Source organism: Psychrobium sp. nBUS_13, assembly GCF_051201665.1.
Lineage (GTDB): Bacteria > Pseudomonadota > Gammaproteobacteria > Enterobacterales > Psychrobiaceae > Psychrobium.
The window spans coordinates 4,206,864-4,233,174 of the sequence record NZ_CP179210.1 but is presented as its reverse complement, the minus strand read 5'-3'; the positions used below and the strand labels follow the sequence as shown (position 1 = coordinate 4,233,174).

The following is a 26,311-nucleotide window of genomic DNA, read 5'->3' as shown; positions in this document are numbered from 1 at the left end:
ATGATCTGAATTAATTCGATTAAAGAAAAACAGATAATATATAAGTCACTAATTTTATTAGTTTAAAATGATTGATTATATTTTCTATTACTGAACAGCTACTCTCAATAGGAATTCTGCATTCTAAAAGTAGACGGATTTGTTAAGTTAAATGATGATTGAAAAATGGTTAGTTTTTCTATTTTTTGACATTTTAAAATTGTGAAGTGGGAAGGTGAAAAAGAAGATATTCGTTATCGTTCTGCTCCCATATTTATATAGCTAAATATTTGTTACAAAATCTTCTTCGCAAAAACGTATTCCTCACTGTAAACGTGGCATTATACAGCGCTATAAAAATAATTATTTAATACAACTAACTACAGGCCATCCTATGAAGTTATTTAAAAAGTCATTGTTGGTGCTAAGCATCGCCAATGTTTCGGCATTTGCAGGCGCTACTATATTGCCAGGGAGCGATTCGCTTGTTGCTAATCCAGCGAGTGTTTTATCAACAGATGAATTTAAAAAAGCCGATAAAGCTGACAGCAAAGCAAAAGCTGAAGATAAAAAAGGCGATAAAGGCGACGCTAAGAAAAAGAAGAAAAAAGATAAATTCAAAAAATACGATGATGTGATCACTGATAAAGCAGTGACATCAGAAGGTATTTTTACGACTCACCTGGTTGATAACAAAGCCTATTTTGAAATTCCAGCCGCTGAGTTTGGCCGTGAATTTGTATGGCAAATTAAAACGTCTGGTACTCAACCGGGCAAAGGGTTAATTAGTTCAGACATTGGTCGTCAATACGTTGTATTTGAACGCCATGGTGACAACGTGTTATTACGCAACCGTAACTATTCTGTAGTGTCTGAAGATGGTTCAAGAGAATCATTAGTTGTAAAGAAAGCAACGATTGACGGCATTGTTGCTAAATTTCCAATCACCACTTTTTCAAAAGACGATGCTAAATCGCCAGTTATTGATATTACTAAGCTCTATTTAGGCGGCAGCAAGGATTTATTCCCTAATCCTCGTAATCCTAAAGCGACTAAGTTTAAGCTTAACGGTAAAGCGGCTTTAATCACCAAGGTTAAGGCATTTGAAAAGAATATCGAAGGTACAGTATTAGCCCAGTTCACTAGCAGCAAAGGCAATCAAACCAGCGAAATTCGTCATTCTATTTTCGCACTACCTGAAACGCCGATGAAACCTCGTTTTTACGATAAGCGCGTTGGTTATTTCACGGCAAACTACTCTGATTTTAGCTCTGATAAAAATAAAGTAGATACGTTTAGTTTTATTAAGCGCTGGCGCTTAGAAAAGAAGAACCCAGAATTAGAAGTTAGTGAACCAATACAACCTATCGTTTGGTATATCGATCAAGGTACTCCGCAACGTTTCGTTGAAGCAGTACGTGAAGGTATCGAATTTTGGCAACCTGCGTTTGAACAAGCGGGCTTTAAAAATGCCATTGTCGCTAAAATGGCGCCAACAGTAGAAGAAGACCCTGATTGGGATCCAGAAGATGCCCGTTATTCTGTGGTTCGTTGGATCCCGTCTGGTATCCCTAATGCACAAGGGCCACACGTAGCTGACCCGCGTTCAGGTGAGATTATTGAAGCAGACGTACGTATGTATCACAACGTAATTAAGCTGCTTGAAGGTTGGTACTTTGCACAGGCTGGTGCGACTGATCCACGAGCTAAGAAACTACCTTTACCAAATGATGTAATGAGCGATTTAGTACGTTTTGTTGTTGCACATGAAGTAGGGCATTCAACTGGCTTACACCATAACTTTATTGGTAATAACTCTTACAGCATTGAGCAGTTAAGAGATCCTAAGTTCGTTAAAGAGTTCGGTGTGTCTGCGTCTATTATGGATTACGCTCGATTTAACTATGTAATGCAACCAGATGATGGTGTATCACCAATCGATTACGAACCAGGTCCGTACGATAAATTTGCTATCGAATGGGGTTACAAAGAGTTTGCTGGTGATAAATCTCCAAAAGAAGAAGCTGAACTGTTAAATAAAATTGCTGATCGTCAATTAACTGATAAACGTTTACGTTGGGATGCTTATTCGAAAGGCAGTGCGTTAGATCCGCGAATTTTAACCGAAGCAATTGGTGAAGATCCTGTTGAAGCGACGCGTTTAGGTCAAAAGAATAAGCAACGCATTCTTGCAAATCTAATCGACGCTACAAGCTTTGAACCATCTAAAGGTTATGATGAGCTAGACAGTGCTTACAGAACAGTTGTTCAACAACATGCTCGCGAACTTGGTCACGTTGCTAAAGCGGTTGGTGGTGTGATGTACCGTAATGAATTAACGCAAGCTCATAAAGATAAGCAAGTATTCGTACCTTACGCTAAAGAAAAGCAAGAGCGTGCTGTTGATTTCTTAATTGAGAATGGCGTGAACTTACCTGCGTTCTGGAATGATGAAAAAATCTTTAAACGCATTGGTTACAACAAGTTTGAGCAATACGGTAACTACATTATTCGACAAGCGATTGGTGCTCCATTAGCTGCACATCGTTTAGATTCATTAATAAAGCTGCAAGCTGCTGGTCATGATGTAATGGACCCAGTTAAAACTGTAAATAAGTTTGTTGACGCAATATACGGCGATATTAAATCTCGTGGCGCGCAGTCTGATCAATACAGAATAATGCTTCAGGATTATTTCGTGAATAAGTTAGTTAAGGACTTAGCGCTTGCAACGTCTAAGTCTAGTCGTTCTCCTAAGCCTTCAGCAACATTTATTGCAATGACTCGTGGTACAGCTACTGATCTAAAAATGAAATTAGAAGCAGCATCAAACAAACATTACGGAACCTTAGCTGGTTATCGTTATGCTGGTCTTGCTGCGAAGTTAGCCCAAGGACTAGAGCCAAAATTAACCGTTAATAAATAACGGCAAGCTCGTTTTAATAAGGAGCACCATGCATGTGGTGCTCTATTCCTATAAGCCACTATTTTAGTGGCTTTTTTATTTTCTGATATTCAACATTGCTTCACGGTTAATTTGAACAAGTAACCTATTTGATTCACACTGTTTTTATGTGTTTTTTTGATAAAGAAAGTTTTATATGAAAGCAATTACTTCATACATTCAGCAGATATCACAGGCGCTGATTGAGGCTAGCACACCAGAAAAATCAAAATCTAGTCAACGTTATTTCCCACAGGGCTTTCAATGCCTTGGCGCTACAGCACCCGATATAAAGCTCATTATTAGTAGGTTTCATGATGAACACAGTGATTTAACGCCGAATGAGGTGTTATACCAACCTAGGAAAATATCTGATCATTTTTAACGGCCTAAATAGATGATAACTGTGTTATTTATTCTCTATGTAGAATAACTACATACGACAATAAATGCCTTGTTCTAATCAATTTATTCTCGTAAAAAAGTAGACCATCTACTTACCTAGATTGGTATTAGAAATTACTGAGTCTTTACTCGCTAATGCGCAATACAACGAAGAGTTTTTAGTGGCTTTTGGTTTGATTAATAAGTTCGTTAAAAAACATTATGACGATGAGTTTTTATTGAGATTTGAATATTGGTTAGAGCACTACGCTGATAATTGGTCGCTGGTGGATGATTTATGCCTTAAAACGATTTATCAGTTCCTGATGACAAGGCCACATCTCATCGACCAAATGCAGCATTGGGCACACTCTGAAGTCTCTTGGTGTCGACGAGCGAGCAATGTTGTGTGGGTTAAATTTATTAACCGAAAAATAGGTAAGCGTATTTACTGTCTCGATTCTCACCTCGTTTTTAAGCAATGTAGTTTGCTAATTGCCGATGAAGATGAATTTGTTCAAAAAAGTGTTGGATGGTTACTAAAAGTTACTGCCGCACATAATCACGACTCTGTTGTAGCCTTTTTAAAAAGTCATAGACACTTAATGCCGCGAGCGACTGTTCGTTATGCCATAGAGAAAATGGATAAAGATTGTCGAGCTGACATATTGGATTATACCTAGCACTATTTAATGTTTTAAAATCCTGTCACAATACCATCGATATTTCGAGGTTGTGGGATTGTGATAGATGTTTCAAGAGATAAAACAATATTTAGCGGATTCAGATCTGCTGTTAAATGCCGTTGGTGAAGGTATTTATGGCTTTGATCTCGATGGTAATGCCGTATTTATTAATCCAGCTGCTGAACGTATGACAGGTTGGAATAACAGTGAGATGCTGGGTCATAACATTCATCAATATCATCATCACAGTCATGCTGATGGTAGTGATTATCCTGCTCACGAGTGTAAAATTTACGGCACATTAAAAGATGGCGTGAGCCGTGAAGTGAGCGGTGAAGTTTTCTGGCGCAAAGACGGATCTTCATTTCCTGTTGAGTACACAACTACGGCGGTTTACCGAGATGGTAATATTATTGGTGCTGTTGCGGTATTTCGCGATGTTACACGTCAAAAGGCGGCTGAAAAAGCCTTACATGATGCTCTTTCTGAAGTTAAAACGCTGTCTAAACAGTTGCAAACTGAAAACACCTATCTCATTAACGAACTTCAGCAACAATGGTCTGGGCAAGGCCTAGTTGGTTCGAGTGTGCAGTTTGAAAAAATGTTAATGCAGCTAGAGTTGGTGGCACAAACACAAAGTACCGTATTGATCTTGGGTGAAAATGGCACCGGCAAAGAGCTGGTTGCCCGTAATATTCACCAATTAAGTCCGCGTAGTAATACGCCATTGATCAAGGTTAATTGCGCGGCCTTTGCCGATAATTTGCTGGAATCAGAGCTGTTTGGTCATGAACGCGGTGCTTTTACTGGGGCGATTGAGCGCCGAAAAGGGCGTTTTGAGATCGCCAATAACGGGACGCTCTTTTTAGATGAAATTGGCGAATTATCAATGAGTGCTCAAGGTAAGTTGCTTCAAGTGTTGCAAGAGCAAGAGTTCGAGCGTGTTGGTGGTAATAAGACGATTAAAGTTGATATCCGTGTCATTGCCGCGACAAATCGTGATTTACAAGGCATGGTTGATGAAGGCACATATAGAATGGACTTATTTTACCGTCTTAATGTCTTTCCTATTCATATACCGCCATTACGTGAACGCATTGAAGATATTGAGCCGTTATGCCAAGTTATTTTAACCAAGCTCAATGCTAAATTAGGCAAGAGTATTCGAGGTATTAAACAAAAGAGCCTGACGAAATTAAAGCAATATCATTGGCCAGGCAACATTCGCGAGTTACAAAATGTATTAGAACATGAAGCCATTTTAACAACCTCTGATGTGATGGAGGTTAAACATGCGTTGTTTGATGCTAAAGTGAAAAATAATCAAGCGGTAAGCTCAATGGCAGATGCCGAGCGAAACCATATCGAACGTGTGTTAAACCACTGTCAGTGGCGCATTGGCGGCAAAACTGGTGCTGCTGCGATTCTGGAACTTCCGGAAAGCACGCTGCGTTCAAAAATGAAAAAATTGGCTATTGTTAGGCCGCTGAGTTAATAGGGATTTAAAATGAGTCATTTATGTATTTATCACAAAAACTGCGCCGATGGATTTGGTGCTGCACTAGCGGTGAAAGTCTATTGCGACCGTCTTGGTGTGGAATGTGACTATATGCCAGCGCAATACGGCGAACAAATACCTGATGTTGCTGGTAAAACAGTGTTCATCGTTGATTTTTCTTATGACCGAGAGTCACTTATAGCGTTGCATGAGCAAGCTGATTCATTGACTGTTATCGATCACCATAAAAGTGCAATGCAAGATCTTGAGGGCTTAGATTATTGTGTGTTTGATATGTCGCGATCGGGCGCAGTATTGACGTGGGAAACGCTAAATCCAGATACTCCAGTGCCGCTATTACTTAAATACATCCAAGATCGTGATTTATGGCAGTGGCAAATGGAAAGTAGCAAACAAGTATCAGCTGCGTTGTTAACGTTGCAGAAAACCTTGCCTTTATGGATGCCATATTTAGACGATGCGAAGGTTGATGAGCTCATTATGCAAGGTGGCGCCATTGTCGATTATCAAAACATGCAGTTAGCGAGAACGCCTAAAGGTGAAAAAATTCCAATGGCGACCATTGGTGGCCATCGCGTTCCCTGTGTTAATGCAACGCATTTAGTGAGTGAAATGGGTGAACAATTAGCGCAAGGTTTCCCTTTTGCTGCATTGTATTTTGATCGCTTTGATAAGCGAGTATATTCACTGCGTTCAGCAAAAGATGGCATTGATGTCGCTAAAGTAGCTGAGCAATACGGTGGTGGTGGTCATTTTCATGCCGCAGGTTTTGCTGTCGACAAGCCTGAAATTGATGTTTAAATAACCCTTGGCCGCGGCATGTCGTGAGTGCAGGTGATATGTCGTGCTTTGTGTCGGTTGTTGTTTTTATTTTATATATATTAATCAGTGGTTTATTTTTATTATAAATTGGCGTGCTACTTGCCATAGGGAGTTTATAAATTTTATTAAAATAGTAGCAATAGCATGTCCGTAAACATCAATCCAAAAGATATGATTATCGCCCCTGGCTGTAATCAAAAAAGCGCCATTTATGTGCGTGAACAAAAGGGTAAATTCCAACGCATTCGCCGTGGTATTGCCATGTTTTTAATGACGTTATTCGTTATTTTACCGTGGATAGAAATCGGTGGTTTCCCTGCCATATTACTTGATGCTAGCAATCAGCAATGGCATATCTTTGGCAATACGTTATATCCACAAGACTTTCCAATAGTCGCCGGTATTTTTATGGTGGCGGCATTCGCTTTATTCTTTATTACTACTTGGTTAGGCCGTGTGTGGTGTGGCTTTTTGTGTCCACAAACGCATTGGTTATTTATGTTTTTCTGGCTCGAAGAAAAAATAGAAGGTAGCCGTAACCAACGCATGAAGCTTGATAAGCAAAAAATGAATGGTGAAAAACTCATTAAGAAGAGCTTAAAGCACGCAAGTTGGGTGTTGGTGGCGTTTTTAACAGCCACAACATTTGTTTCTTACTTTATGCCGCCGATTGAGCTTTACTCAAGTATCGCCGACGGCTCTCTGGGTATTCAACCGTGGTTTTGGGTTTCATTTTTCGCTTTATGTACATGGGGTAACGCTGGATTTTTAAAGGAAAAAATGTGTTTGCATATGTGTCCATATGCACGCTTCCAGTCAGCAATGTTTGATAAAGATACTCTACTAGTTGGTTACGATACTGAGCGTGGTGAAAATCGCGGTCGTCGTCGTCGCAAAGACGACCATAAAGAGATGGGGCTTGGTGATTGTGTCGACTGTAATCTATGTGTTGATGTATGTCCGACAGGTATCGATATTCGCAACGGACTACAGTATGAGTGCATTAACTGTGGTGCCTGTGTTGATGCCTGTGATCAAACAATGTCGCAATTTAATTATCCGAAAGGTTTAATTAGTTTTACCAGTGAGCATGAGCTCAAAGGCGGTAAAACGCATTTATTCAGACCGAAAATCATTGGCTACGCCGTTATTTGTTTTGTGGTTTTTGCAGCAATGACAGGGTATTGGTTTACTCGTTCAACGGTTGAATTAACAGTGCTGCGTGATCGTAATGTTCTCTATCGGGTAAATAACGATGATTTCATTGAAAACAGCTATCAAATTAAGCTGTTGAATAAAGAACCAACGGCCCGAAGCTTTAATGTTCAAGCCAAGGGTATTGATGGTATTCAGTCTAGCTTGAATAAAGCGTTCTCTATTGATTCAGGTGAAATGTCATCATTGGTTATTACCTTAACCGCTGATCCAGTGAATTTACCGCGCCGAGTGTTACCAGTGGAGTTAATTATTAGTGATATGGAATCTGGAGAAGTGGTGATCAGCCACGAGTCGCGTTTCTATAGTGAATAACTATTTCTAATTTTTGAAGTAATAGTTTGTAAGTTTTGCGCTGGTCATGTCCTAACTATGACCAGCGCCTTTTTATTCTGTAGTGGGTAATTTGTACAGATTGAATACAGTTTGAGGCAATTAGAATTACACGACTAACTTATTCAATTCATGAACATCATTCTATGAAAAAGTACCTAACTTCCCTCGCAATCTGCTTCTTTATTTTCATACTTTGGGCTATTTATGTAGCTAATACGGGCCAATCTAATGGGCTATTCAAGCTTGTTAGCACGCTTCCTTACGGAGATAAAATTGGCCATTTTTGTCTATTTGGAATGTTAACCCTGTTTGCGAATTTAGCTATTGGATGTCGAACGTTAAAAATTAAACGATTCTCTATCTATTGGGGCAGCTTGGCAGTTTGGATATTTGTTACAATTGAAGAGCTTAGTCAACATTTCCTACCGACTAGAACCTTAGATATCTATGATTATATCGCCGATTTAATAGGAATTATTACTTTTAGCTGCTTGGCCTTTTTATTAAATAGTCGATTTAATCTACGCAATTAGTCTGATAAGTAATAATCAATTAAGGTGACTAAAGTCACGTTTGTAGTAATTTTATACTGTATCTTGTTAATGTTTATGTAACAAATGTGTTTTATTCTTAGCCTCGAATTTATTAATAATAACGAGGTGTTACATGAAAAAAATAATAATAACGTTAACCGCTCTTCTATTTAGCCAGCAAATATTTGCAGCTTGTCATCAACATTTAGCTGTAGGTGTACCGAGTAACAGTGATCAGCAGTTATGCCGTGAAGGCTATAGCGTTGGGTATAATTATCAGAATAAAGTGGCTGACTGGGTGTCTTATCATATTACGGCTGCAAGCGTTAATGGGTTTTATAAACGTTCTAACTATTTTAAAACTGATCAGGAAATTCCTACTGCTCATCGTGCTATTTCATCTGACTATAGTTCAACAGGCTATGATCGTGGTCATTTAGCGCCTTCTGGTACTATGGATTTTAATCAAAGTTCGATGAAAGAGAGCTTCTTGATGACTAATATGGCGCCGCAGTTGCCGGGGTTTAATCGTGGTGGTTGGAAAGGATTAGAAGATAAAATTCGCCAATGGGCGAATGATTACAATGAACTTTATGTCGTGACGGGCCCGATTTGGGACGGTAGTGAAACCTATATCGGTAACGGTGTATTTATTCCGAGTAAATTTTATAAAGTAGTTTTAGATCCTGCTTATAATGAGGCTATTGCCTTTATTATCCCTCACCGCAAAGTCTCTACGTCAGAGCTAGCTGATTTTATTACCACGGTTGATGCTGTTGAAGCGGCTACAAATTTAGATTTTTTTAGTGCCTTACCAAATCATATTGAAGACGATATGGAAAATGTAATCTGGAACATGTGGTAAACCACTATTGCTAGTTCCGCTGCACGCAGGAAAGCTAATTGTCGATGTTGATAATAGCTTGAGGCAACTGCGATTTGCTAGAATTGTGGTTGCTTCATTTTTTCTCTTGATTGACGTCTCATGATGACTTTTAATACGTGTATTGATTTAAGTGAAAACAGGGACTCGTCATGAATGGATTTTTAATCGCCGCAGCTGTCGGTAATGGACTTGCTGCTCTACTTCATGTTGGCTGTATTATATTTGGCGCCAGTTGGTATCGTTTTTTCGGTGCAGGCGAGCAAATGGCTGCTTGGGCTGAGCAAGGAAGTATGCGCCCAACAATCATTACCAGTTTCATTGTTATTGTGCTTTGTATCTTTTCGATGTACGCATTATCGGCAGCCAATGTTATTCGAAAATTACCCTTATTAAAGATTGGCTTAGTTGGAATTACTAGTCTATTTTTAATCCGCGGAGTAGGAGGGTTATTCTTAATATCTTCTGTGACTGAGCAAGGCAGTTCTTTTGGGTTATGGAGCTCTGTCATTTGTTTATTTTATGGCATGCTACACCTAATGGGATTACGTCAGTATAATGCCCGTAACGCCGTGCATTAAGATGCATGCGTATTTTCTTGAATTATGAGCTCTATTATCGATGACCGCTTCAAAAAAAATCACATCTTCTCTTGTTGAGCAACAAGTTAGCAAATCTTATCAAGTTAATTTGATTGAAGATGATAACGTAACAACCAGCGAGTGTGCTGCGACAAGCACGGGGCAACATTTAATTGCTGATTTTTATGGCGCTTCGCAACTCAATGATATTGAGTTAATGGAAGATGCATTAACGCAAGCCGCTGCAACGGCTGGCGCTACACTGTTGCATATTCATATTCATACGTTCGTTGGTGGCGGAATAACTGGGGTTGCATTATTAGCTGAATCTCATATTAGTGTGCATACGTGGCCAGAATTAGAGTATGCAGCCTTTGATGCGTTTATGTGTGGTGATGCGCAGCCGGAAAAAGCTATTGCGTTACTCGAGTCAATTTTTACACCGTCTCGCATTGAATTAAAAAATATCGCCCGCGGTTAATTTTCTTCCTTTCCTAATTTTACGCCACTAATTCGTTAGTGGTGTTTTTTGTATATTCTTTATTTTCAATGCATTACGTTTCATTGGAAAACGCCCGTTTACATCTCTATTTTTTAGAGTGCACTTGTGCGCTCAAATTCAGCTTGCAAGTGTACTCTAAAATGATTTCTAAGTGCTTTAATAAGATGAGTCAGTGGTTCTTTCATCATCATGGCTTTGCTTCATACCTCGAACCTGTCATGCAGCAATATTTGCCTGCATGGCGCAGCGATAGTTATCGTGGCAAGGTCATTGATGTGGAGCACAGTGATTCAAATTACAGTTTGGTGACGCTTAAGCTTCAACGCGGCTGGCCTGTACACACTGCTGGACAACATATTCAGCTAACCATTGAAAACAATGGACGATTATTAACGCGCACCTTCACTGTTGCTTCATCCCCCGATCTTTATCAACAGCAACAGAAAATTACCTTGTTGATCAGACGTCAAAAACAAGGTCAATTTACAGGGCAGTTAACTGAAATAATAAAATGGATCAATGGCTTAATGTTTCAAAGGCGCAAGGTGATTTTGTTTTATAAAAGAGTGAATTACCCATTACTATGGTGGCTGCGGGGTCGGGAATTACAACGATTATTTCGATGCTGACACAGCATTTAAGCACGATAAAGCAGTCTGTTTATTTACGTTACATTGCTTCCAACAACCAACATTATTTTGTTGATTTGTTGTCTCAGCTTCGCGCTCAATTCAGTCATTTCGAATTCGATTTAGTCGATAGGAAGCAGCATCAAAATATGCCGCTTTTCACCAATGAACAATTGCGAGATGTTTACTGTTGTGGCCCTGCAACGTTAATGAACAACATTAAATTACAAGCGCAGGCGCCGGGCTTCAATTACTTTCAAGAGCAATTCTCGTTAACACCCATCGTAAATTTGCAGCAGCAAGAATTTACGGTGTCATTGGGTACAAATGAATTAACAATAACCAATCAGCGCACCTTGCTTGAAGAGCTAGAGCATCAACAACAACCTGTTATTCGAGGCTGTGGCATTGGGGGATGTCATCAATGTCAGTGTGTTAAAAAAAGAGGCATTGTTAAGGATATTCGTACAGGCAACCTGTCTGGCGCTGGTGAGCAATTGATTCAACTGTGTGTGTCGAAACCTATCAGTGACTTGGAGCTATCAATATGAATCCAATAGACTTTAAAGCTTTTGAATCCGCTATTGAAAATATTAAGCAAACGACCTTGGCTAAGGTTGGCGCTGAAGGTGCTGCTCACATTCGTTCTATTATCAGGCGTCAACTTTATTGTGAGTGGGGAGGACGTATTCTATTGATGTGTGGCCTTATCCACCCAGTAATGTGGGGCAGCGGTGCATTACTGCTAGCCTTGGCCAAAATTTTAGAGAATATGGAAATTGGCCATAATGTGATGCATGGACAATATGATTGGATGAATGACAAGCATATTAACTCTAGCGCCTATGAATGGGATATTGCCTGTGACGGTGCAAGTTGGAATCGAGTCCATAATTTTGAGCACCATACCTACACTAATGTCATTGGCAAGGATCGTGATTTTGGTTATGGCTTGTTGCGATTATCCAGTGATTTTAGATGGCGTATCAAAAACCTGTGGCAATTTGTAACTTATCTAAATTTAAGCGTGCTATTTCAATGGGGCATTTCTTATACCAATTGCATTAAATATTTGCCCACTTGTACTTGTTAAAATTAACTAAAATGGCGTTGCTCTCAATCCTAATAGCCAGCTATTAGTCAATCGAGCGCCTTGTTTTAGCTGATTTTCTCTACGCACAACAAGATCACTTACTTAATGCAATTGGTATTACTGAGAAATTTATGGACTTCAACCATCATATTTTGTGGCCATTTTACCGAGCATGTTCATACATTTACTGAATAATCCATAAAAGATGAGAGCTTGGGGCACTGGTATTATCGCCAAGGACTTGGTTCGTCGAATATCCAAGGTAAGCATTGGTTTCATATTTTAACGGGTCATTTGAGTTTTCAAATAGAACACCACTTATTTCCTGATTTACCATCATCACGCTATCAAGAGGTAGCGCCGCAGGTACAAGCGGTCTTTAAAGAATATGGGCTACCATATAATACTGGCAGCTTTTGGACCCAATACAGCGGTGTTGTTAAACGTATTCTGCGCTATTCTTTACCAGACAAAAAACGTGTTGCCTCAGTAAAATAGAACGTTAAACAAAAAAGGACATCACTAGCGATGTCCTTTTAATATTGGAAAGCGATATAACTTAGCGCGCTTGGCATTTCTTAATAAGTGCTTGTTTTTCATCGTTTGATAAATAAGCTTGCTTTAAACCATTCTGTTGAAGTGTTAATAAATCACCTTCATTTAAACCGATAGCCTTTGCTGCAACCGTATATTCGTAAGCAATTTCAATGTCACTGACTCCTGGATCGTCAGTATTAAGCGAAACGTTGATGCCATGCTCAAGAAACTTCTTAATTGGATGGTTTTGATAATCGTTAACAGTACTGGTTTGAATATTACTTGTTGGGCAAGACTCAATGCCAATCTGATGTTCTGCTAGATAATCCATGAGTTTCGGATCATGAATGGCTTTTACACCGTGACCAATTCGACTCGCGCCTAACTGTTCAATGGCATACCAAATAGCTTCGCTACCAGCAGCTTCACCAGCATGGGCCGTAATATTAAAACCAGCATCACGTGCTTGCTTAAATTGACCAACAAACAGTTCGCTTGGAAAGCCTAACTCATCGCCCGCTAAATCAACGGCAACGATTTTATCTCGTTGACTGATAATTGCATCTAGTTCTACTTGGCAAGCATCGACACCAAAGGTACGAGATAAAATACCGATTAAGTTAGTGCGAACGCCAAATTTTTCTTGGCCAGCTTGTACGCCGTCAATGACAGCTTCGACAATGCCTTGTGCCGATAACTTATGGCTCATCGCCATGTATCCTGGACTAAAACGTAACTCGGTGTAGTCTAAACCCGCGTTAAAAGCATCTTCGACATTTTCATAAGCGATGCGGCGCGCCGCGTCTAAATCGCCAATAACGCCAACCATCCAATCAAGCTTTGCTAAGAAAGCTACCAATGACGGCTCTTTTTCGACAACTTGAGCATGGGGCTTTAGATCTATAAGGTTATCGGCAGGAAGTGCTACGTTAAATTGACGGCCTAAATCTAAGATAGTCTGCAAACGAACATTACCATCTAAGTGACGGTGGATATCGGTCAGGGGAATGTTTCTATTTATCATTGCAGGCACCTTATTGTATATTTTTTCTTATCATAACAGCAATTTCGCGTCCTTGTTTTACATAGGCATTAAACCTTTGCGCTAGCTCACATGGTAAGCTGTCTGGTGTGACAAGTTCAAAGCCTAATCGTTGATAAAACGTCACCAAATGTTGATAAGGAAATGAGTAAATAACGGATTGTTGTTTCGCTAAGCAATTGATTAACTCAATGGCAATACCAGCATTTCTATATTGTTCATCAACATGAACCCCAGTTAAAAACCAATCACTGTTAATGGGAGCCAATCGTGCAACACCCACAATATCGTGATTGTCTCTTGCCACCATAATGACATTATTGCCCGCGGCACTGCTACTGACACGATGAGACTTATAGTATTTATTAACTAATGGTGATTTTATCGATGGAAGTAATTGGTAGGTAATCAAAATATTATCTGTTCAGATAAGGCAGTTCACACGAACTGCCTTGAATTATGCAATTTAACGCATGTTACATTAGCGCATGGTACTCTTCTACTATGTACATTTTATTCTGGAACATGTCTGGAAAACTATGCGCTGTCTAATTTAGAATTGTATTCCAGAAAAAGGTAAAAACAATAAAGAAATCTTAATTTTTTGTGGGTCTGGAAAATTGTTTTCCATTAACCTACATCAATTAGCTAAACAACAGGAAGTTGACAATTATCTTATGTGTAAGGCTGAGCAGGTTTGTATTGCTCGTTAGTCTAATTGGTTTAATAATAATTTTCGAGCTTCCCACTAACTATAGGGCTGATATCGATATGATGATTTCTTAGTTAATTCAATAATGAAACTTAGCATATGCTATTTAATTATAATAATGTGTTCCGTTTTATCGCTTTTAACAGCTGTAAAAACTCTCTGCTGCTTTTCCACTTAGCCATTGTTGCTGCTCGTTCGAGTAGTTTTCTAGCAAGCTATACCATGCGCTTACTAGTGTTTGATAATCCATGTGCAGTTTATCTACAGGAAAGTTTGAACCTAGCATACAACGCTGATAGCCGAAGATTTCGATTGCGACTTTACTGTATTTGATAAACATCGCTGAATCAAAGCTGTGAGTGAACATTGAAAATCCCGATAGTTTGAAATGGCAATTTGGTAAATTGGCAAATTTTTCCATCCAATATCGCCAGTTGACGAATCCCGCATAATCTTGTTCCCAAGGTGATGCGAAGTGACAAAGCACGAATTTTAGCTGCGGCACTTGGCACAATGCGGTGTAAACATCTTTGTATTGTTCACTAGTGAGTTGCAAATCGAAGGTCAATTCACGTTCGCTAATAAGTTGCCAACCTGGTATCCATTGTTCGGCAACAAAGGGCTGTAATTGATGGTTTTCTTCAGGACTTTTACCGATCATGTGGCGCACGCCTTTGACATGGTTAAACGCTTGTTGAGATGTTAGCTGCTGGGCAAGATTTTGCGCTGTAACATCGACTGCTGAAACTATCGCAGCAATAGGAACGCCATTGGCGATATAGTCTTCGATAAGTGCTGTTTCTTTAACGTTATCTTCTGCCACACAGCCCACTTGGATGTGGACACTGCGTTTGATAACACCGTTGTGATCAGCGGCATAATCGCTAGGACTATAGTTTTTTCGGATAGGATCAGGTTGACCAAAAAAACGTTCACTACCCTTAGCTTCAAGCCACGGGTAGTGAATTTTTGAGAGATCCCATAAATGATGATGTGCGTCGATCATTGTTTACTCACTAAAAATATTAGATTTAGCAAAGCGCTTTTTGTGGGCGATAGCGTCACAGGTGGTAATGTCTTGTGCGATCTTACCGTCTTTAATCGTTAGTAAACTAATGAACGGAATGCGAATGCGATTGCCTTTTTCATCACCGTCTAAATACCACTTAATTGCAACCTGCTCGCCTGCTATCGCAACTTGTTGAATTTGCGTGAAGACGCGCGTTAATTTCGTATTAAACCCTAGTACAGATTCGAAGAGTGCCGAGCTATTTTGAGGTCCGCTAGCGCCTGCAAGTTGTACTTCACTGGCATCGTTGTAAATAGCGTTTACAGCGCTGAGCTGTACATTGCTCCAAATGCTCCACCATATATCAGCTACCCGAGCAATTACCGATGGCATGTCTGCTAACATCGATGGTGTGGCGAGTTCGTCTTGGAGATGATCTTGTTGATCGTAATCTAACAAGACAAAAGCGTCTGGTGTTGGGATCGCTTTAGCAATCGCTTTTGGTGACTGTAGTGTCGCCGCTGCTAATTGCTCGGTGTCGACAATAGCGTCGACACGCTTGATGACTTCGCCATTAGTTTCAAGCCATAGCGTGTAGCTAATTGGTTGTTCAGTGGTGGCCGTTTTCAGGTTCAAGTTAATGATTTGTTGTTGGTCGTCTATGATTTCAACACTGCTAATGATTTCACATTGACCAGTTAATGTTAGCCAATCGAGGACAACTCCTTGCAGTTTATCTTCGCCATAGGCTTTGTGGTTGTGCTGATTCCAACAAGTTGAATGCAATAATTTCGCTTTTAATCCGGCGATGTCGCCTTGGGTAAAAGCGTCAATAAGTGTTGTTAGCATGCGCCTTCTCCTTGTTGATTGTTGTAATCGCGAATTAGGTTAGCGTAGGCAGCAATCTCGTCAAACACAGTCCATTCTTCACTAATTTTTCCGTCGATAACACGTAAATGGGTTGAGCCTAAGACGAAGAAGTCTTGACCAGAGTATTGTGCTAGTTGTTCGTTGCGCGCGGCAAAGGTGCCTGCCACCGACCAGCGAATGGCGATGTCAAAGCCACTATCTTCAAAACGCGTTACTGCTATGTGATCGCAAGTTGCTTTGGCATCAGGACATTGTGCAAGCCATTGAATGAATACGCCACGAATTCCCTGTAGGCCAGTTGCTTCAACACCACCTGGCCATTGTATTTTTGCATTAAGGTGATAAAAGTCTTTTAACTGGCCGTAATATTTTCGGTTAAAAAAGTTCGTAATCCACTCTTGCGCAAGCTTTTTACACTCGCCGTTTACTGGTGTTGGCCATTGGTGTTCAGTTTCTTGTCCGGCTTTAACACGGGAAACTTCGTTTTCCTTCCAATCGTAAAACTCTTGCGGTGCGGTAAATTGCGCAAAGTGTTTTGCAGCATCGTATAGATCGATACCCAGTTGCTTAATCAAAAAGCTATTGTCGCGCATTAACCATTCGTAAACGATTTTGTTTTCGTAACACACGCAGTCGGCAATAGTCGTTACGCGACCAGTTTTATTTGTGGCTGGTCCGAACTCTGACGGGCCTTTGTTGGTCATAATGCTGGTGATGCGATGTGACGAGTAGTAACCTGCGTCTTCACCGAGATCACGCCATACAACATTTTCGCCAATCAACGAACGGTCTGGAAAAGCGCCTATGGTCTTTAGGGTGGCAGATACCACGGTTTCGACTTCTTCACTGTAGCTACCCAAGGTGTGAACTGGGCAAATTTTACCATAATAATCGAGACAGAGACCGACGTTCTTTTGCTCCCAAATACGATGGGTAATGCGAATGATGTAATCGACGATATCGACAAATTCGTCGTCGAACCCTTTTAATTTCTGAGTTTTTTCACCGCTAGGATCGAGCAGTTGCGGCAAGTTTTTCCAATATAGCTGAGTGACTTTATCTGTTTGCATAATCTACCGTATTTATACGTTGGCGCCGTAATAACATACGGCGTATTTTGTTATTGATATTAAAGGTTGTGAGCCAATTTCATCATTTCGAATACGTCTAAGTCCATTTGCTTACACATGTGAATAATGTCGATGCTAACCCAGTTTTCTTTGAGTTTGTCACCTTCGCGACGCCAGATATCCATCACGCGTAGTTCGAGTTCTTTACCGCAAGGAGGTAGGCCTAACCAACTGCCTGCTAGGTGAGAACCGTGCATGTGTGGCCAGCCACCAGTTGATACGTAGTTACCTTTCTTGATGATGGTGGCTTTGTGGTCAACCACGCGATCTGGGAAGCTAAATACGAATGGGCCTTGGTGATGTTTTCTAAAACCATCAATGCCACGAGTTGTTCCTATGCCCGCAGGGCCATACCACATGAAATCACTGTGCCAGTATTCTTCCAGTTTCATACTAGTTAATGATTTACCATCGAAACGACCAAGTTCGTCCAGCATATCCATGACAAGTCTTTCGGTTACATCAGCTTCACTTGCGTCTGTCTCTAGTGGCGCTAAGCCATCCATTGTCGTAGGCGGCATAATGAGGCCGTCGTGACCCATACTCTTGCGCAGTGGATTAACGCCAGCTTGGTTCATTGCATCTAAGAAGTCTAGGATGATGTAATAATCGGAAATTTTACCGTCAGTTAGTTGAACTAACTCAGTAAAGCGCAAGTAAAGAGTTTTGCCCGTTGCTGGTATATCTAACAAACTTTGGCTGAAAGTGCCTGTAAAGTAACCGGTTGAAGCAATCCATTGTTGTCCCTGGTATTCACTATCAAATTCGATAAACGCTTTGCGCTCGATATCTGGTAATGACTGACTCAATACGCTCCAGTAATCGGCTTTTACGTTATCTAGACCTGCGATGTCATTTAAGGGGTGTGAAGCATGAAGCTTCATATTGCTTTGTGCAAATTTTGCCACGTCGCCGTTATGGTGCAATGCTTGATAAAAATTATTGATAATTGACATAGTGTTCCTCGTTAAACAATGTATTGCAGTGATGTAAGGAAAATTAAGGTGCCGATAAAGAAGGCGAATAACCAGTAGTTAATCGGATCAACTTTACCCGGAACGCGATACCAACCATTTTCTTTCTCTGCTAGGCCTTCGCGGGCGAATTTAGCCATTTGACCTTTGACAGTATATTCAGAAATTTCGGTTTGTTTGCCATCGATGATTCGACTCGCGATTAACGTGACGGATATATTGATGACAGCGCCAATTAAGCAGAACCAAGGCCACGCGACATCAGTGCCTAAGGCAACGGCCGCGACGACAATGAATCCAGTAGCAGTACCTACCAATACACCGTTTTCAGTCGCTTGCTTAAAAAAGAAGCCGAGGGTGAACATACCTAGTTGCGCACCAACGAAGTAAGAGCCTACTTTACTTAGCACTTCTAAAATAGAGCCGGAGCTGTGAAAGTGATACATAATGGCTGGGAAGATAATGATTAATGCCCAAAATACCGTAAAATAGCGCGAAGCTTTTAGGTAATGAACATCAGACTCGCCTTTTTTGAAGTACTTCTTGTAGAAATCGAGGGTTGAGATAGTCGAAAGTGAGTTAAATGCTGAGTCTAGACTTGACATCGAAGCCGCCATTACTGCTGCAGCGATAATACCCATTAGACCTGGCATGCCATATTCAGCGGCGAATTGCAGAATAATGGTATTTTCATTTTCGAAGGTTTTTCCTTGGTAGTAACTGTAAAACAGTACACCTAGGATAATGAAGAAAAAGTAGATGAAAAAAGCAAAAAAGCCCATTAATAAATAGGATTTTTTCGCATCACCGATGCTTTTCGCAGCTAGTGTGCGTTGTACCATCATTTGGTTAGTACCATAAACGGTGGTGTGATAGAGAGCCATCGCTATAACACCACTCCATACAGTACTGGTTAGTGAGAAATCCCAATCGGTAATTAATGGATTGAGTTTACCTTCTTCTTTTAACTGTCCTAATGAATCCATAATCGAGAAGCTACTCTCTGTTACAAGGGCGTAGAAGATAATACCTGCACCAGCAAATAGAATAACTGATTGAATAACATCGGTCCAAATCACCGCCGTAATGCCACCTAGCACGGTGTAGACTAAGGCAATAATAGTTATTATAACGATGGCTAAAACAACATCGATACCAGTGATAAAGCTTAATACAACTGAGGTTGCATAGAGCACTGCTGCAGAGGTCATGGTTTGTGAAACTAACCATATACTTGAGACTAAGGCACGTGCACGTTTACCAAATCGCTTTTCTTGGTACTCGTAAATTGAGGCAACACCCGCGTTGTAAAAAAACGGGAAGAAGAAAATGATGACTGCCATGATGACTAGTGGATAATTTAGGTGGATTGCAATAACGCTTAAACCTTCGTTATAGGCCCAAGCTGGAGCACCTAAAAAAGTTAAAGCGCTTACATAGGTTGCAATAACGGATATACCTATTGCCCACCAGGGGGTTGTTTTTTTTCCAATATAAAAGTCTTGTTCAGTTTCGATCTTTTTACCTATTACTATACCTAAAAGTAGGTTAGCAATGATGTAAATTATCAATATGCTCCAGTTGATTGCGCCAAATTCGGTCATGGGGTCGCCTCGATATTATTAAGTTATTTTTTTAGCGTGTGGTTTTATCATATTGACTTCGAAGTCAATAGTAAATACATTCTTAACGCATAATGACAAAAAGCTGAATAATGGATAAATAAAAATGAGTAATTTCCAACAAGAAAAGTCTTTAGTTATCAAATATTTTGATGAGTTAGAACAGGCGTCAGTCGGTACGCTTTCGCAAGTACAACAGCGCTACATAAATGAGGAATATGAATTTTTTGGCGTTTATCCCTTTAATAAAATCTATAATTTGAGCGATGTGACCGAACAAGTATGGCAGCCGTTGTATCATTCATTTAGCAATATTCAACGTCGCCAAGACGTTTTTATGGCGGGAAAAAGTGAAATCAATGGTGAAAGTTGGGTCATGAGTATGGGGCATTTTATGGGCTTGTTTGATAACGATTGGCTGGGGATTCCCGCTAATCGTAAGCTAAGTATGGTGCGCTATGCCGAATTTAACTGTGTTGAGAACGGCAAGATTACCAAAACTGGTTTGTGGTTAGATATTATCGGTCTAATGCATCAAGTTGGTATTAACCCACTACCGCCGCAAACTGGAGCGTCTTTTGTTTATCCGGGGCCTCGCCATCATAACGGTTTGTTATTTGATGAGCATGAGCCAGCACAAGCTGAAAAGACCTTAACCGTGCTCAATACCATGATTGAAGATTTGAGCAAGCTTAACCAGACCGCCAATGATCGCGCGGGACCAAAGGTGATGGAAAAGAACTGGCATAGCGATATGGTGTGGTATGGCCCTGCGGGAATAGGCGCGACTTATACCATAGATCGTTACCAAGTACAGCATATGTATCCATTTAGAGAAGGTTTACACGATAAGGTATTTAATGGTCATGTTTGTCGTTTTGCCGAGGGTAATTTTGCCTGTTTCTTTGGCTGGCCGAATTTATCAAATAAAGCTAAAGGTGGTTTCTTAGGCTTGCCAAGTGGTGATGTTCGCGCCGATATGCGAGTCGTCGACGTTTATTATCGCCAAGGTGACAAATTGCTCGAGAACTGGGTGCTTATCGATATACCGTACTGGCTTAAACAGCAGGGCGTCGACATCTTAGAACGCACCGCTAACATCGTTAATCCAAAGCGCTAGAGATAGGAGTGGATTATGAATTCTCTGTTGAGTAATAAGCAGCGCGTAGTTGAGTTAAGTAAGGCGTTATATAACTTTGATGCCACCGAAGTTCAGCAACAACTTGGCGACTTATTTGCAGACGATGCCTTGGTGCAACTGTGTTATCCATTTGAAATTTTGGCAAATGCTCAGGCGCTATATGATGAAGCGATTGCTAGTTTGCAAAGAGCATTTCCCGATTTAGAACGTCGGGATACTATCATAATGTCTGGTACTACTGAACGTGGCGATGATTGGGTAGGATGCTGCGGTTATTACTGCGGCACTTTTGCTAACTCTTGGTTAGATATTCCACCAACTGGTCATATGGTGGCGATGCGCTTTCATGAGTTTTACAAGTTTGTCGATGGCAAGGTAGTGGAATTCCAAGCCATTTGGGATATCCCCGAGCTCATGATGCAAGCGAAGGCCTGGCCAATGGTGCCTAGTTTGGGGCGTGAATGGCATGTTCCTGGGCCAGCCACTCTCGATGGTATTAGCTTACAGACGCAAGATAGTGCAGTGACCGCAAAATCCTTGCAAGTGGTCGTTGATATGTGTGATGCCTTGGGGAATAACGCGGTAGGTGGTGTCGAGGCGATGCGATTGTCTGATTATTGGCATCCTCGTTGTTCGTGGTATGGCCCATCGGGGATTGGCACCGCTCGTACTTTAACTGGTTTTAGAAACTGGCACCAAATTCCATTTCTCAATGGCCTACCAGACCGCGTTGGCGATCCACATTTGGGGCATGCCTTTGCTGATGAAAGTTATGTAGGCTATACCGCATGGCCGGGGATGTTTATGACAGTGAACGGCAGTGGTTGGCTAGGAATTGCGCCGGGCAATCAGAAGATTTCAATGCGTAGTCTTGATTTTTGGCGCGTTGAAGGTGATTTAATTCGCGAAAACTGGGTGCTTATCGATTTGTTGTCGGTTTATGATCAGTTGGGGGTCGATGTATTGGCTCGAATGCGTGAATTTAGTAAAGCTAGGCCTTAGTAAAATTTTCTAGCGGTGTTCTCTGACCAATTTATATTAAAGGCGCTTAGGCGCCTTTTTTAATAAATATCTAATCATAGTATATGAATACTCATACCAATTTCATTAAATATTTGCCCACTTGTACTTGTTAAAATTAACTAAAATGGCGTTGCTCTCAATCCTAATAGCTAGCTATTAGTCAATCGAGCGCCTTGTTTCAGCTGATTTTCTCTACGCACAACAAGATCACTTACTTAATGCAATTGGTATCAATCAGATTTTGTGAAGGTAATTGTATAAAGGTAAACAATTATGACTTCGCAGTACTAAATTAACGCTTAAAAATGTTAAAAAATATTATTCTTAAAAATTAATGGTTAAGGTGTTTATTTAAAGGTTTTACGTTGATTTCTGTTAGTTGTTTGTTAATTGGTTTTTAAATTTAATTGACTTACTTGTGAATCCGAAGTACAAATATGTTGTGATTACAAAATAAACACTATTTAGAACGATAAGAGAAATTCACAGCAAAGAGCTTGTAGGCAGTGCCGCAAGTAAGGGGAACCACAAATGAAGTCAAATGCGTATAAAACGTTAACCAAGTCGGTTGTTGCATTGGCCGTTGCCAATGCGATGATTCTTCCTTCAGCAATGGCTGAAGATGCAAAGAAAGACACGGCGAAAAAGAAGAAAGAAGTTGAAACCATTATGGTTACAGCTAACCGTCAAGCGCAAAGTTTGCAAGAAGTATCATCGTCGATCACTGCCATGGGTGACGAAGATATTGAGCGCGCTGGTATTGTTGATCTGACTGGCTTGGACAGTGTCGTTCCCGGTCTAAAAGTGGGTAGTTCAGGTGGTGAAGTTCGTCCGGCAATGCGTGGCGCTCGTACTAACGAGGTTGGTGTTGCAGGTACTGGTATCGCCGAGCAGGTTGTTGGTATTTTCCAAGATGGCATCTATGTGCCGACGACAACAGCTGGTTTAGGCGCCTTTGTTGATGTTGAGCGTATTGAAGTTTTACGTGGTCCTCAAGGAACTTTATACGGTCGTAATACCTTTGCGGGCAGTATTAATGTTATTACCAAGCAACCCGTTATGGATTCGTTGGAAGGTAACGTTAAAGTAACGACGGGTTCATATAATCGCAGTGCTTACGAGGGTATTTTAAATATTCCGATGAGCGATAAAGTAGCGACGCGTGTGGTTGTTGCTTCAGATCGTCATGACGGCATGATCGAAAACCATGTTTTACCTGGTCCTTCTGATGATTTACGCGAAAAGAACCAATTTTATGCTCGCTCTGTAACCCGTTACGAAGCGAGCGAAGACGTTAACTTTACCGTGCGTCTAGATTACTCTAAGAAAGATGCAAACTCAGAAGCCATCTGGGGCTATCAACAAATCGCGGGTTATCAAATTTCTGAAACGTCACCTGGCTCAGGTGTATTTAATCCAAATGCAACAGTGAGCAGTGGTCATATTTATCAGCCCGGCAATGTCCAACGCAACGATAAAGGACCTTACGATGTTTATCGCAACGCGTTCTCGTTAGACAAGCAGGAAACATTTTCTGCAACAACCGTACTTGATTATTACGGCGATGGCATTGATGTAAAATGGACAACCAACTATTCAGAGCTGTCTGGTTCTCAATTTTACGATAACGACTATAGTGATGGTGGTTTAGATTTCTTCGGTGGTTTTGGTCGTAAAGATGATCAGAAGAATCTATCGACAGAATTACAACTGTCTTCAAATCACGAAGGTCCACTGCAATGGATCGCTGGTTTGTACTACTACGATCAAGAAGCTGATTGGTCTTGGTTATGGCGTGAAGATACCACGGGTAATGGCACTGCCGATAGTATCGTCGTTCCAAGCTGGGGTAATCCTGATTACGATCCGCACACGGTTGATTCTATTGCGGTATTTGGTCAATTGCGCTACGAAGTGTCAGATGATCTGCGCTTAGTCGGTGGTTTGCGTTATAACAAAGACGAGAAAAGCTTTACTGGTGATAGCATTCCTGACTGGGATGATGACGCTGTGCTTTGGAAACTAGCGATTGAGTATGATTACAGTGATGACACTATGTTATATGCAAGTGCTGCAACTGGTTACCGTACTGGTGGTGCAAATGACGCGCGTGTAGTTTCTCGCGGTGCAAATGCCCTATACGATAACGAAGAAGTTATTTCGTATGAGTTCGGTGCTAAAACCATGTTGTTAGATGGTGCAATGCGCTTTAATTCTGCTGCATTTATCAATGAATATGACGATGTTAAAGCACAGTTATTCGCCGTAGCTTGTAATGATACAACTTCAGGTCAAACCATTCTTGAGTGTGTTGCTGAAGGCAGCCAAACGACTTTCGAGTATTATGAAAATGGCGGCGGTATTGAATCTGTTGGTGCAGAGTTTGAATTACAGTGGTACCCAACAGATGAGTTAACTATTGCAGGTTCATTCGCTTATTTAGATTCTTCATTTACTGATGATTACGCCGTAGGTAACTCTGAACTGCGTCCATTACTTGGTTTGGGTAATCTAAATGGTCGCCAAGACGTTAATGACAACAATAGTCAGTTTAGCTTTAAAGGTTGGAGTCCTGCTATGTCTCCAGAATTTACCTTGGGCTTAACGGCTACTTATGAGCATGATTTAGGCGATGGTGCTTATCTAATCCCACATATCTCGATTAACTATTCAGACGACTACTATGCGTTTGATACTAATATCGATGATGTGAAAGTTGATGCTCATGCAATGGTTAACGCTCGTATATCATACATTATGAGTGAGAATGTTCAGGTTGATTTCTTCGTTCAGAACTTAACGGATGAAGAAGTATTAACCCGTGGTGTTGTTCATTCTCAAATTGTTAATGGCGCACCAGCTAACTCGGTACAAGCAAACTGGAATAATCCACGTACTTGGGGCTTGAGTTTAAAATATTCATTTGAATAAATTTGTCTTAATTCCATAAAGACCTTAGCCAAGTAGCCGTGTTAGCTGCTTGGCTTTTTTTGTTTATAGCATATAGAGAAGAGAGTTATGTCTAAACCTATTCGAACCACCCATGTTGGGTCTTTGCCTCGTCATCAAGAGGTTGTTGATTTAATTTTTTCCAAGGAAAACGGTGAAGCGTTTAGTCAGTCGGAATTTGACGAAACAATGCAGCGCCACGTAAGTGATGTTGTTAAGAAACAGGTCGATTTGGGCATTGATATTGTCTCTGATGGTGAAACGTCAAAAATCTCTTATGCGACCTATGTTAAGGACCGTTATAGTGGCTTTAGTGGTGATAGCGAGCGCAATACTCCCGCAGATTTAAAATTGTTTCCACAGTTTTTAGAACGATTAGCTAAACAAGGCAGCACACCGACGTATGCGCGTCCGATGTGTACTGGTGAAGTTTCAGTGAAAGACACGCATGATCTTCATGCTGATATTAAGCACGTGACACATGCACTAAGTGAGCACAAAGCGGCGAAAGGTTTTATGAATGCTGCTTCACCGGGTGTAATTGCGTTGTTCTTACCTAATCAATATTACCCGTCGCTTGAAGCATATCTCGAACAATTAGCCAATGTCATGCGCCAGGAATATCAAGCGATTATTGATGCGGGATTAGATTTGCAATTGGACTGCCCTGATCTAGCATTGTCTCGTCATATGCTATTTAACGATTTGAGTGATGATGAGTTTCTGAAAATTGCGGCACAACATGTTGAAGCGCTAAATTATGCCCTTGAAGGTATACCTGCCGAAAATGTACGTGTTCATATCTGTTGGGGAAATTATGAAGGACCCCATGTTTGTGATATTTCGATGGATAAAGTGTTTAATACCTTGATGAGTGTTAAAGCCGATCAGTTGTTGTTCGAAACTGCAAACCCGCGTCACGGTCACGAATGGCAGGTGTTTTCTGAACGTAAACTCGAAATTCCAGAATCGAAAATCCTTATGCCGGGCGTTATTGATAGTACGAGCAACTTTGTCGAGCATCCTCGATTAGTGGCGCAGCGCGTTAAGCAGTTTGTCGATATTGTTGGCCGTGAACGCGTTGTAGCGAGTACCGATTGTGGTTTTGGTACCTTTGCTAGCTTCGGCTCAGTGGCGCCTGATATTGCTTATGCTAAGTTACAAACTTTGGTTGATGGCACGAAGTTAGTTTAATA

The 26,311-nt window shown here is 40.8% G+C and carries 23 protein-coding genes and 2 pseudogenes; 18 read left to right on the top strand and 7 right to left on the bottom strand.

From position 1 onward, the window contains the following. Positions 1-373 precede the first annotated feature (373 nt). The 14 genes and pseudogenes from ACMAZF_RS19780 to ACMAZF_RS19715 all read left to right on the top strand — a co-directional run. On the top strand, positions 374-2,905 hold the full coding sequence (locus ACMAZF_RS19780) for a zinc-dependent metalloprotease (RefSeq protein ID WP_435275417.1): 2,532 nt from the start codon (positions 374-376) through the stop codon (positions 2,903-2,905). A 175-nt stretch (positions 2,906-3,080) separates the two neighbouring features. After that, entirely contained in the window at positions 3,081-3,308 is a 228-nt protein-coding gene (locus ACMAZF_RS19775; RefSeq protein WP_435275416.1) for a DNA alkylation repair protein, read from the top strand. Between the two features lie 121 nt (positions 3,309-3,429). Next, the gene (locus ACMAZF_RS19770) at positions 3,430-3,990 is read left to right on the top strand and encodes a DNA alkylation repair protein (protein ID WP_435275415.1); all 561 of its coding nucleotides are present in this window, start codon (positions 3,430-3,432) and stop codon (positions 3,988-3,990) included. 67 nt (positions 3,991-4,057) lie between these two features. Then, a complete protein-coding gene (locus tag ACMAZF_RS19765) occupies positions 4,058-5,488 on the top strand; it encodes a sigma-54 interaction domain-containing protein (protein WP_435275414.1) in 1,431 nt (476 codons plus the stop codon). A 12-nt stretch (positions 5,489-5,500) separates the two neighbouring features. Then, positions 5,501-6,313 (top strand): hypothetical protein, encoded by an 813-nt coding sequence (locus ACMAZF_RS19760; RefSeq protein WP_435275413.1) that lies wholly within the window; start codon positions 5,501-5,503, stop codon positions 6,311-6,313. 165 nt (positions 6,314-6,478) lie between these two features. Beyond that, the gene (gene ccoG / locus ACMAZF_RS19755) at positions 6,479-7,864 is read left to right on the top strand and encodes a cytochrome c oxidase accessory protein CcoG (RefSeq protein ID WP_435275412.1); all 1,386 of its coding nucleotides are present in this window, start codon (positions 6,479-6,481) and stop codon (positions 7,862-7,864) included. A gap of 164 nt (positions 7,865-8,028) precedes the next feature. After that, positions 8,029-8,418 carry a VanZ family protein gene (locus tag ACMAZF_RS19750; protein WP_435275411.1) on the top strand — a complete coding sequence of 130 codons (390 nt, stop codon included), beginning with the start codon at positions 8,029-8,031 and terminating at the stop codon, positions 8,416-8,418. 133 nt (positions 8,419-8,551) lie between these two features. Next, complete coding sequence (locus tag ACMAZF_RS19745; protein ID WP_435275410.1) at positions 8,552-9,283, top strand: DNA/RNA non-specific endonuclease; 732 nt, start codon at positions 8,552-8,554, stop codon at positions 9,281-9,283. A gap of 170 nt (positions 9,284-9,453) precedes the next feature. Further along, entirely contained in the window at positions 9,454-9,882 is a 429-nt protein-coding gene (locus ACMAZF_RS19740; RefSeq protein WP_435275409.1) for a hypothetical protein, read from the top strand. Positions 9,883-9,922: 40 nt separating this feature from the next. Continuing rightward, complete coding sequence (gene speD, locus ACMAZF_RS19735; protein WP_435275408.1) at positions 9,923-10,363, top strand: adenosylmethionine decarboxylase; 441 nt, start codon at positions 9,923-9,925, stop codon at positions 10,361-10,363. 185 nt (positions 10,364-10,548) lie between these two features. Then, positions 10,549-11,013, top strand: a complete 465-nt coding sequence (locus ACMAZF_RS19730; RefSeq protein WP_435275407.1) for an FAD-binding oxidoreductase — start codon at positions 10,549-10,551, stop codon at positions 11,011-11,013. Next, the gene (locus ACMAZF_RS19725; protein WP_435275406.1) at positions 11,007-11,564 is read left to right on the top strand and encodes a hypothetical protein; all 558 of its coding nucleotides are present in this window, start codon (positions 11,007-11,009) and stop codon (positions 11,562-11,564) included. The genes ACMAZF_RS19730 and ACMAZF_RS19725 overlap by 7 nt, the downstream gene beginning before the upstream one ends. Beyond that, a pseudogene (locus ACMAZF_RS19720) lies at positions 11,561-12,068 on the top strand (acyl-CoA desaturase); the annotation flags it as partial. The gene ACMAZF_RS19725 and the pseudogene ACMAZF_RS19720, both read left to right, overlap by 4 nt. 155 nt (positions 12,069-12,223) lie before the next feature. After that, positions 12,224-12,604, top strand: a pseudogene (locus ACMAZF_RS19715) (fatty acid desaturase); the annotation flags it as partial. A 61-nt stretch (positions 12,605-12,665) separates the two neighbouring features. Here ACMAZF_RS19715 and add read toward each other — a convergent pair. From add to ACMAZF_RS19680, 7 genes are all read right to left on the bottom strand, one after another. Next, positions 12,666-13,667 (bottom strand): adenosine deaminase, encoded by a 1,002-nt coding sequence (gene add, locus ACMAZF_RS19710; protein WP_435275405.1) that lies wholly within the window; start codon positions 13,665-13,667, stop codon positions 12,666-12,668. 10 nt (positions 13,668-13,677) lie between these two features. Then, complete coding sequence (locus tag ACMAZF_RS19705) at positions 13,678-14,097, bottom strand: GNAT family N-acetyltransferase (RefSeq protein WP_435275404.1); 420 nt, start codon at positions 14,095-14,097, stop codon at positions 13,678-13,680. A gap of 439 nt (positions 14,098-14,536) precedes the next feature. Beyond that, complete coding sequence (locus ACMAZF_RS19700) at positions 14,537-15,403, bottom strand: amidohydrolase family protein (protein ID WP_435275403.1); 867 nt, start codon at positions 15,401-15,403, stop codon at positions 14,537-14,539. Positions 15,404-15,406: 3 nt separating this feature from the next. Then, complete coding sequence (locus ACMAZF_RS19695; RefSeq protein WP_435275402.1) at positions 15,407-16,255, bottom strand: nuclear transport factor 2 family protein; 849 nt, start codon at positions 16,253-16,255, stop codon at positions 15,407-15,409. Continuing rightward, positions 16,249-17,346, bottom strand: coding sequence for an ester cyclase (locus tag ACMAZF_RS19690; protein ID WP_435275401.1), 1,098 nt, complete (start codon positions 17,344-17,346; stop codon positions 16,249-16,251). The genes ACMAZF_RS19695 and ACMAZF_RS19690 overlap by 7 nt, the downstream gene beginning before the upstream one ends. Positions 17,347-17,405: 59 nt before the next feature. Beyond that, positions 17,406-18,362 carry an ester cyclase gene (locus ACMAZF_RS19685; protein WP_435275400.1) on the bottom strand — a complete coding sequence of 319 codons (957 nt, stop codon included), beginning with the start codon at positions 18,360-18,362 and terminating at the stop codon, positions 17,406-17,408. 11 nt (positions 18,363-18,373) lie between these two features. After that, positions 18,374-19,984 (bottom strand): sodium:solute symporter family transporter, encoded by a 1,611-nt coding sequence (locus tag ACMAZF_RS19680; protein WP_435275399.1) that lies wholly within the window; start codon positions 19,982-19,984, stop codon positions 18,374-18,376. Positions 19,985-20,108: 124 nt separating this feature from the next. Here ACMAZF_RS19680 and ACMAZF_RS19675 point away from each other — a divergent pair, with 124 nt between their 5' ends. The 4 genes from ACMAZF_RS19675 (at position 20,109) to ACMAZF_RS19660 (ending at position 26,309) form a co-directional block, all read left to right on the top strand. Then, positions 20,109-21,122, top strand: a complete 1,014-nt coding sequence (locus ACMAZF_RS19675; RefSeq protein ID WP_435275398.1) for a nuclear transport factor 2 family protein — start codon at positions 20,109-20,111, stop codon at positions 21,120-21,122. Between the two features lie 15 nt (positions 21,123-21,137). Next, entirely contained in the window at positions 21,138-22,145 is a 1,008-nt protein-coding gene (locus tag ACMAZF_RS19670; RefSeq protein ID WP_435275397.1) for an ester cyclase, read from the top strand. A gap of 552 nt (positions 22,146-22,697) precedes the next feature. Further along, the gene (locus ACMAZF_RS19665; RefSeq protein ID WP_435275396.1) at positions 22,698-25,097 is read left to right on the top strand and encodes a TonB-dependent receptor; all 2,400 of its coding nucleotides are present in this window, start codon (positions 22,698-22,700) and stop codon (positions 25,095-25,097) included. A gap of 87 nt (positions 25,098-25,184) precedes the next feature. Then, the gene (locus ACMAZF_RS19660) at positions 25,185-26,309 is read left to right on the top strand and encodes a cobalamin-independent methionine synthase II family protein (RefSeq protein ID WP_435275395.1); all 1,125 of its coding nucleotides are present in this window, start codon (positions 25,185-25,187) and stop codon (positions 26,307-26,309) included. Positions 26,310-26,311: the final 2 nt, after the last annotated feature.

What these genes read in the sequence shown, in the direction of transcription:
- ACMAZF_RS19750 (WP_435275411.1), top strand. Translation starts at nt 8,029, where the DNA reads ATGAAAAAGTACCTAACTTCCCTCGCAATCTGCTTCTTTATTTTCATA.
- speD (WP_435275408.1), top strand. Translation starts at nt 9,923, where the DNA reads ATGACCGCTTCAAAAAAAATCACATCTTCTCTTGTTGAGCAACAAGTT.
- ACMAZF_RS19665 (WP_435275396.1), top strand. Translation starts at nt 22,698, where the DNA reads ATGAAGTCAAATGCGTATAAAACGTTAACCAAGTCGGTTGTTGCATTG.
- ACMAZF_RS19695 (WP_435275402.1), bottom strand. Translation starts at nt 16,255, where the DNA reads ATGCTAACAACACTTATTGACGCTTTTACCCAAGGCGACATCGCCGGA.
- ACMAZF_RS19725 (WP_435275406.1), top strand. Translation starts at nt 11,007, where the DNA reads ATGCTGACACAGCATTTAAGCACGATAAAGCAGTCTGTTTATTTACGT.
- ACMAZF_RS19700 (WP_435275403.1), bottom strand. Translation starts at nt 15,403, where the DNA reads ATGATCGACGCACATCATCATTTATGGGATCTCTCAAAAATTCACTAC.
- ACMAZF_RS19760 (WP_435275413.1), top strand. Translation starts at nt 5,501, where the DNA reads ATGAGTCATTTATGTATTTATCACAAAAACTGCGCCGATGGATTTGGT.
- add (WP_435275405.1), bottom strand. Translation starts at nt 13,667, where the DNA reads ATGATAAATAGAAACATTCCCCTGACCGATATCCACCGTCACTTAGAT.
- ACMAZF_RS19730 (WP_435275407.1), top strand. Translation starts at nt 10,549, where the DNA reads ATGAGTCAGTGGTTCTTTCATCATCATGGCTTTGCTTCATACCTCGAA.
- ACMAZF_RS19765 (WP_435275414.1), top strand. Translation starts at nt 4,058, where the DNA reads ATGTTTCAAGAGATAAAACAATATTTAGCGGATTCAGATCTGCTGTTA.
- ACMAZF_RS19675 (WP_435275398.1), top strand. Translation starts at nt 20,109, where the DNA reads ATGAGTAATTTCCAACAAGAAAAGTCTTTAGTTATCAAATATTTTGAT.
- ACMAZF_RS19660 (WP_435275395.1), top strand. Translation starts at nt 25,185, where the DNA reads ATGTCTAAACCTATTCGAACCACCCATGTTGGGTCTTTGCCTCGTCAT.
- ACMAZF_RS19680 (WP_435275399.1), bottom strand. Translation starts at nt 19,984, where the DNA reads ATGACCGAATTTGGCGCAATCAACTGGAGCATATTGATAATTTACATC.
- ACMAZF_RS19690 (WP_435275401.1), bottom strand. Translation starts at nt 17,346, where the DNA reads ATGCAAACAGATAAAGTCACTCAGCTATATTGGAAAAACTTGCCGCAA.
- ACMAZF_RS19740 (WP_435275409.1), top strand. Translation starts at nt 9,454, where the DNA reads ATGAATGGATTTTTAATCGCCGCAGCTGTCGGTAATGGACTTGCTGCT.
- ACMAZF_RS19685 (WP_435275400.1), bottom strand. Translation starts at nt 18,362, where the DNA reads ATGTCAATTATCAATAATTTTTATCAAGCATTGCACCATAACGGCGAC.
- ACMAZF_RS19745 (WP_435275410.1), top strand. Translation starts at nt 8,552, where the DNA reads ATGAAAAAAATAATAATAACGTTAACCGCTCTTCTATTTAGCCAGCAA.
- ACMAZF_RS19670 (WP_435275397.1), top strand. Translation starts at nt 21,138, where the DNA reads ATGAATTCTCTGTTGAGTAATAAGCAGCGCGTAGTTGAGTTAAGTAAG.
- ACMAZF_RS19780 (WP_435275417.1), top strand. Translation starts at nt 374, where the DNA reads ATGAAGTTATTTAAAAAGTCATTGTTGGTGCTAAGCATCGCCAATGTT.
- ccoG (WP_435275412.1), top strand. Translation starts at nt 6,479, where the DNA reads ATGTCCGTAAACATCAATCCAAAAGATATGATTATCGCCCCTGGCTGT.
- ACMAZF_RS19775 (WP_435275416.1), top strand. Translation starts at nt 3,081, where the DNA reads ATGAAAGCAATTACTTCATACATTCAGCAGATATCACAGGCGCTGATT.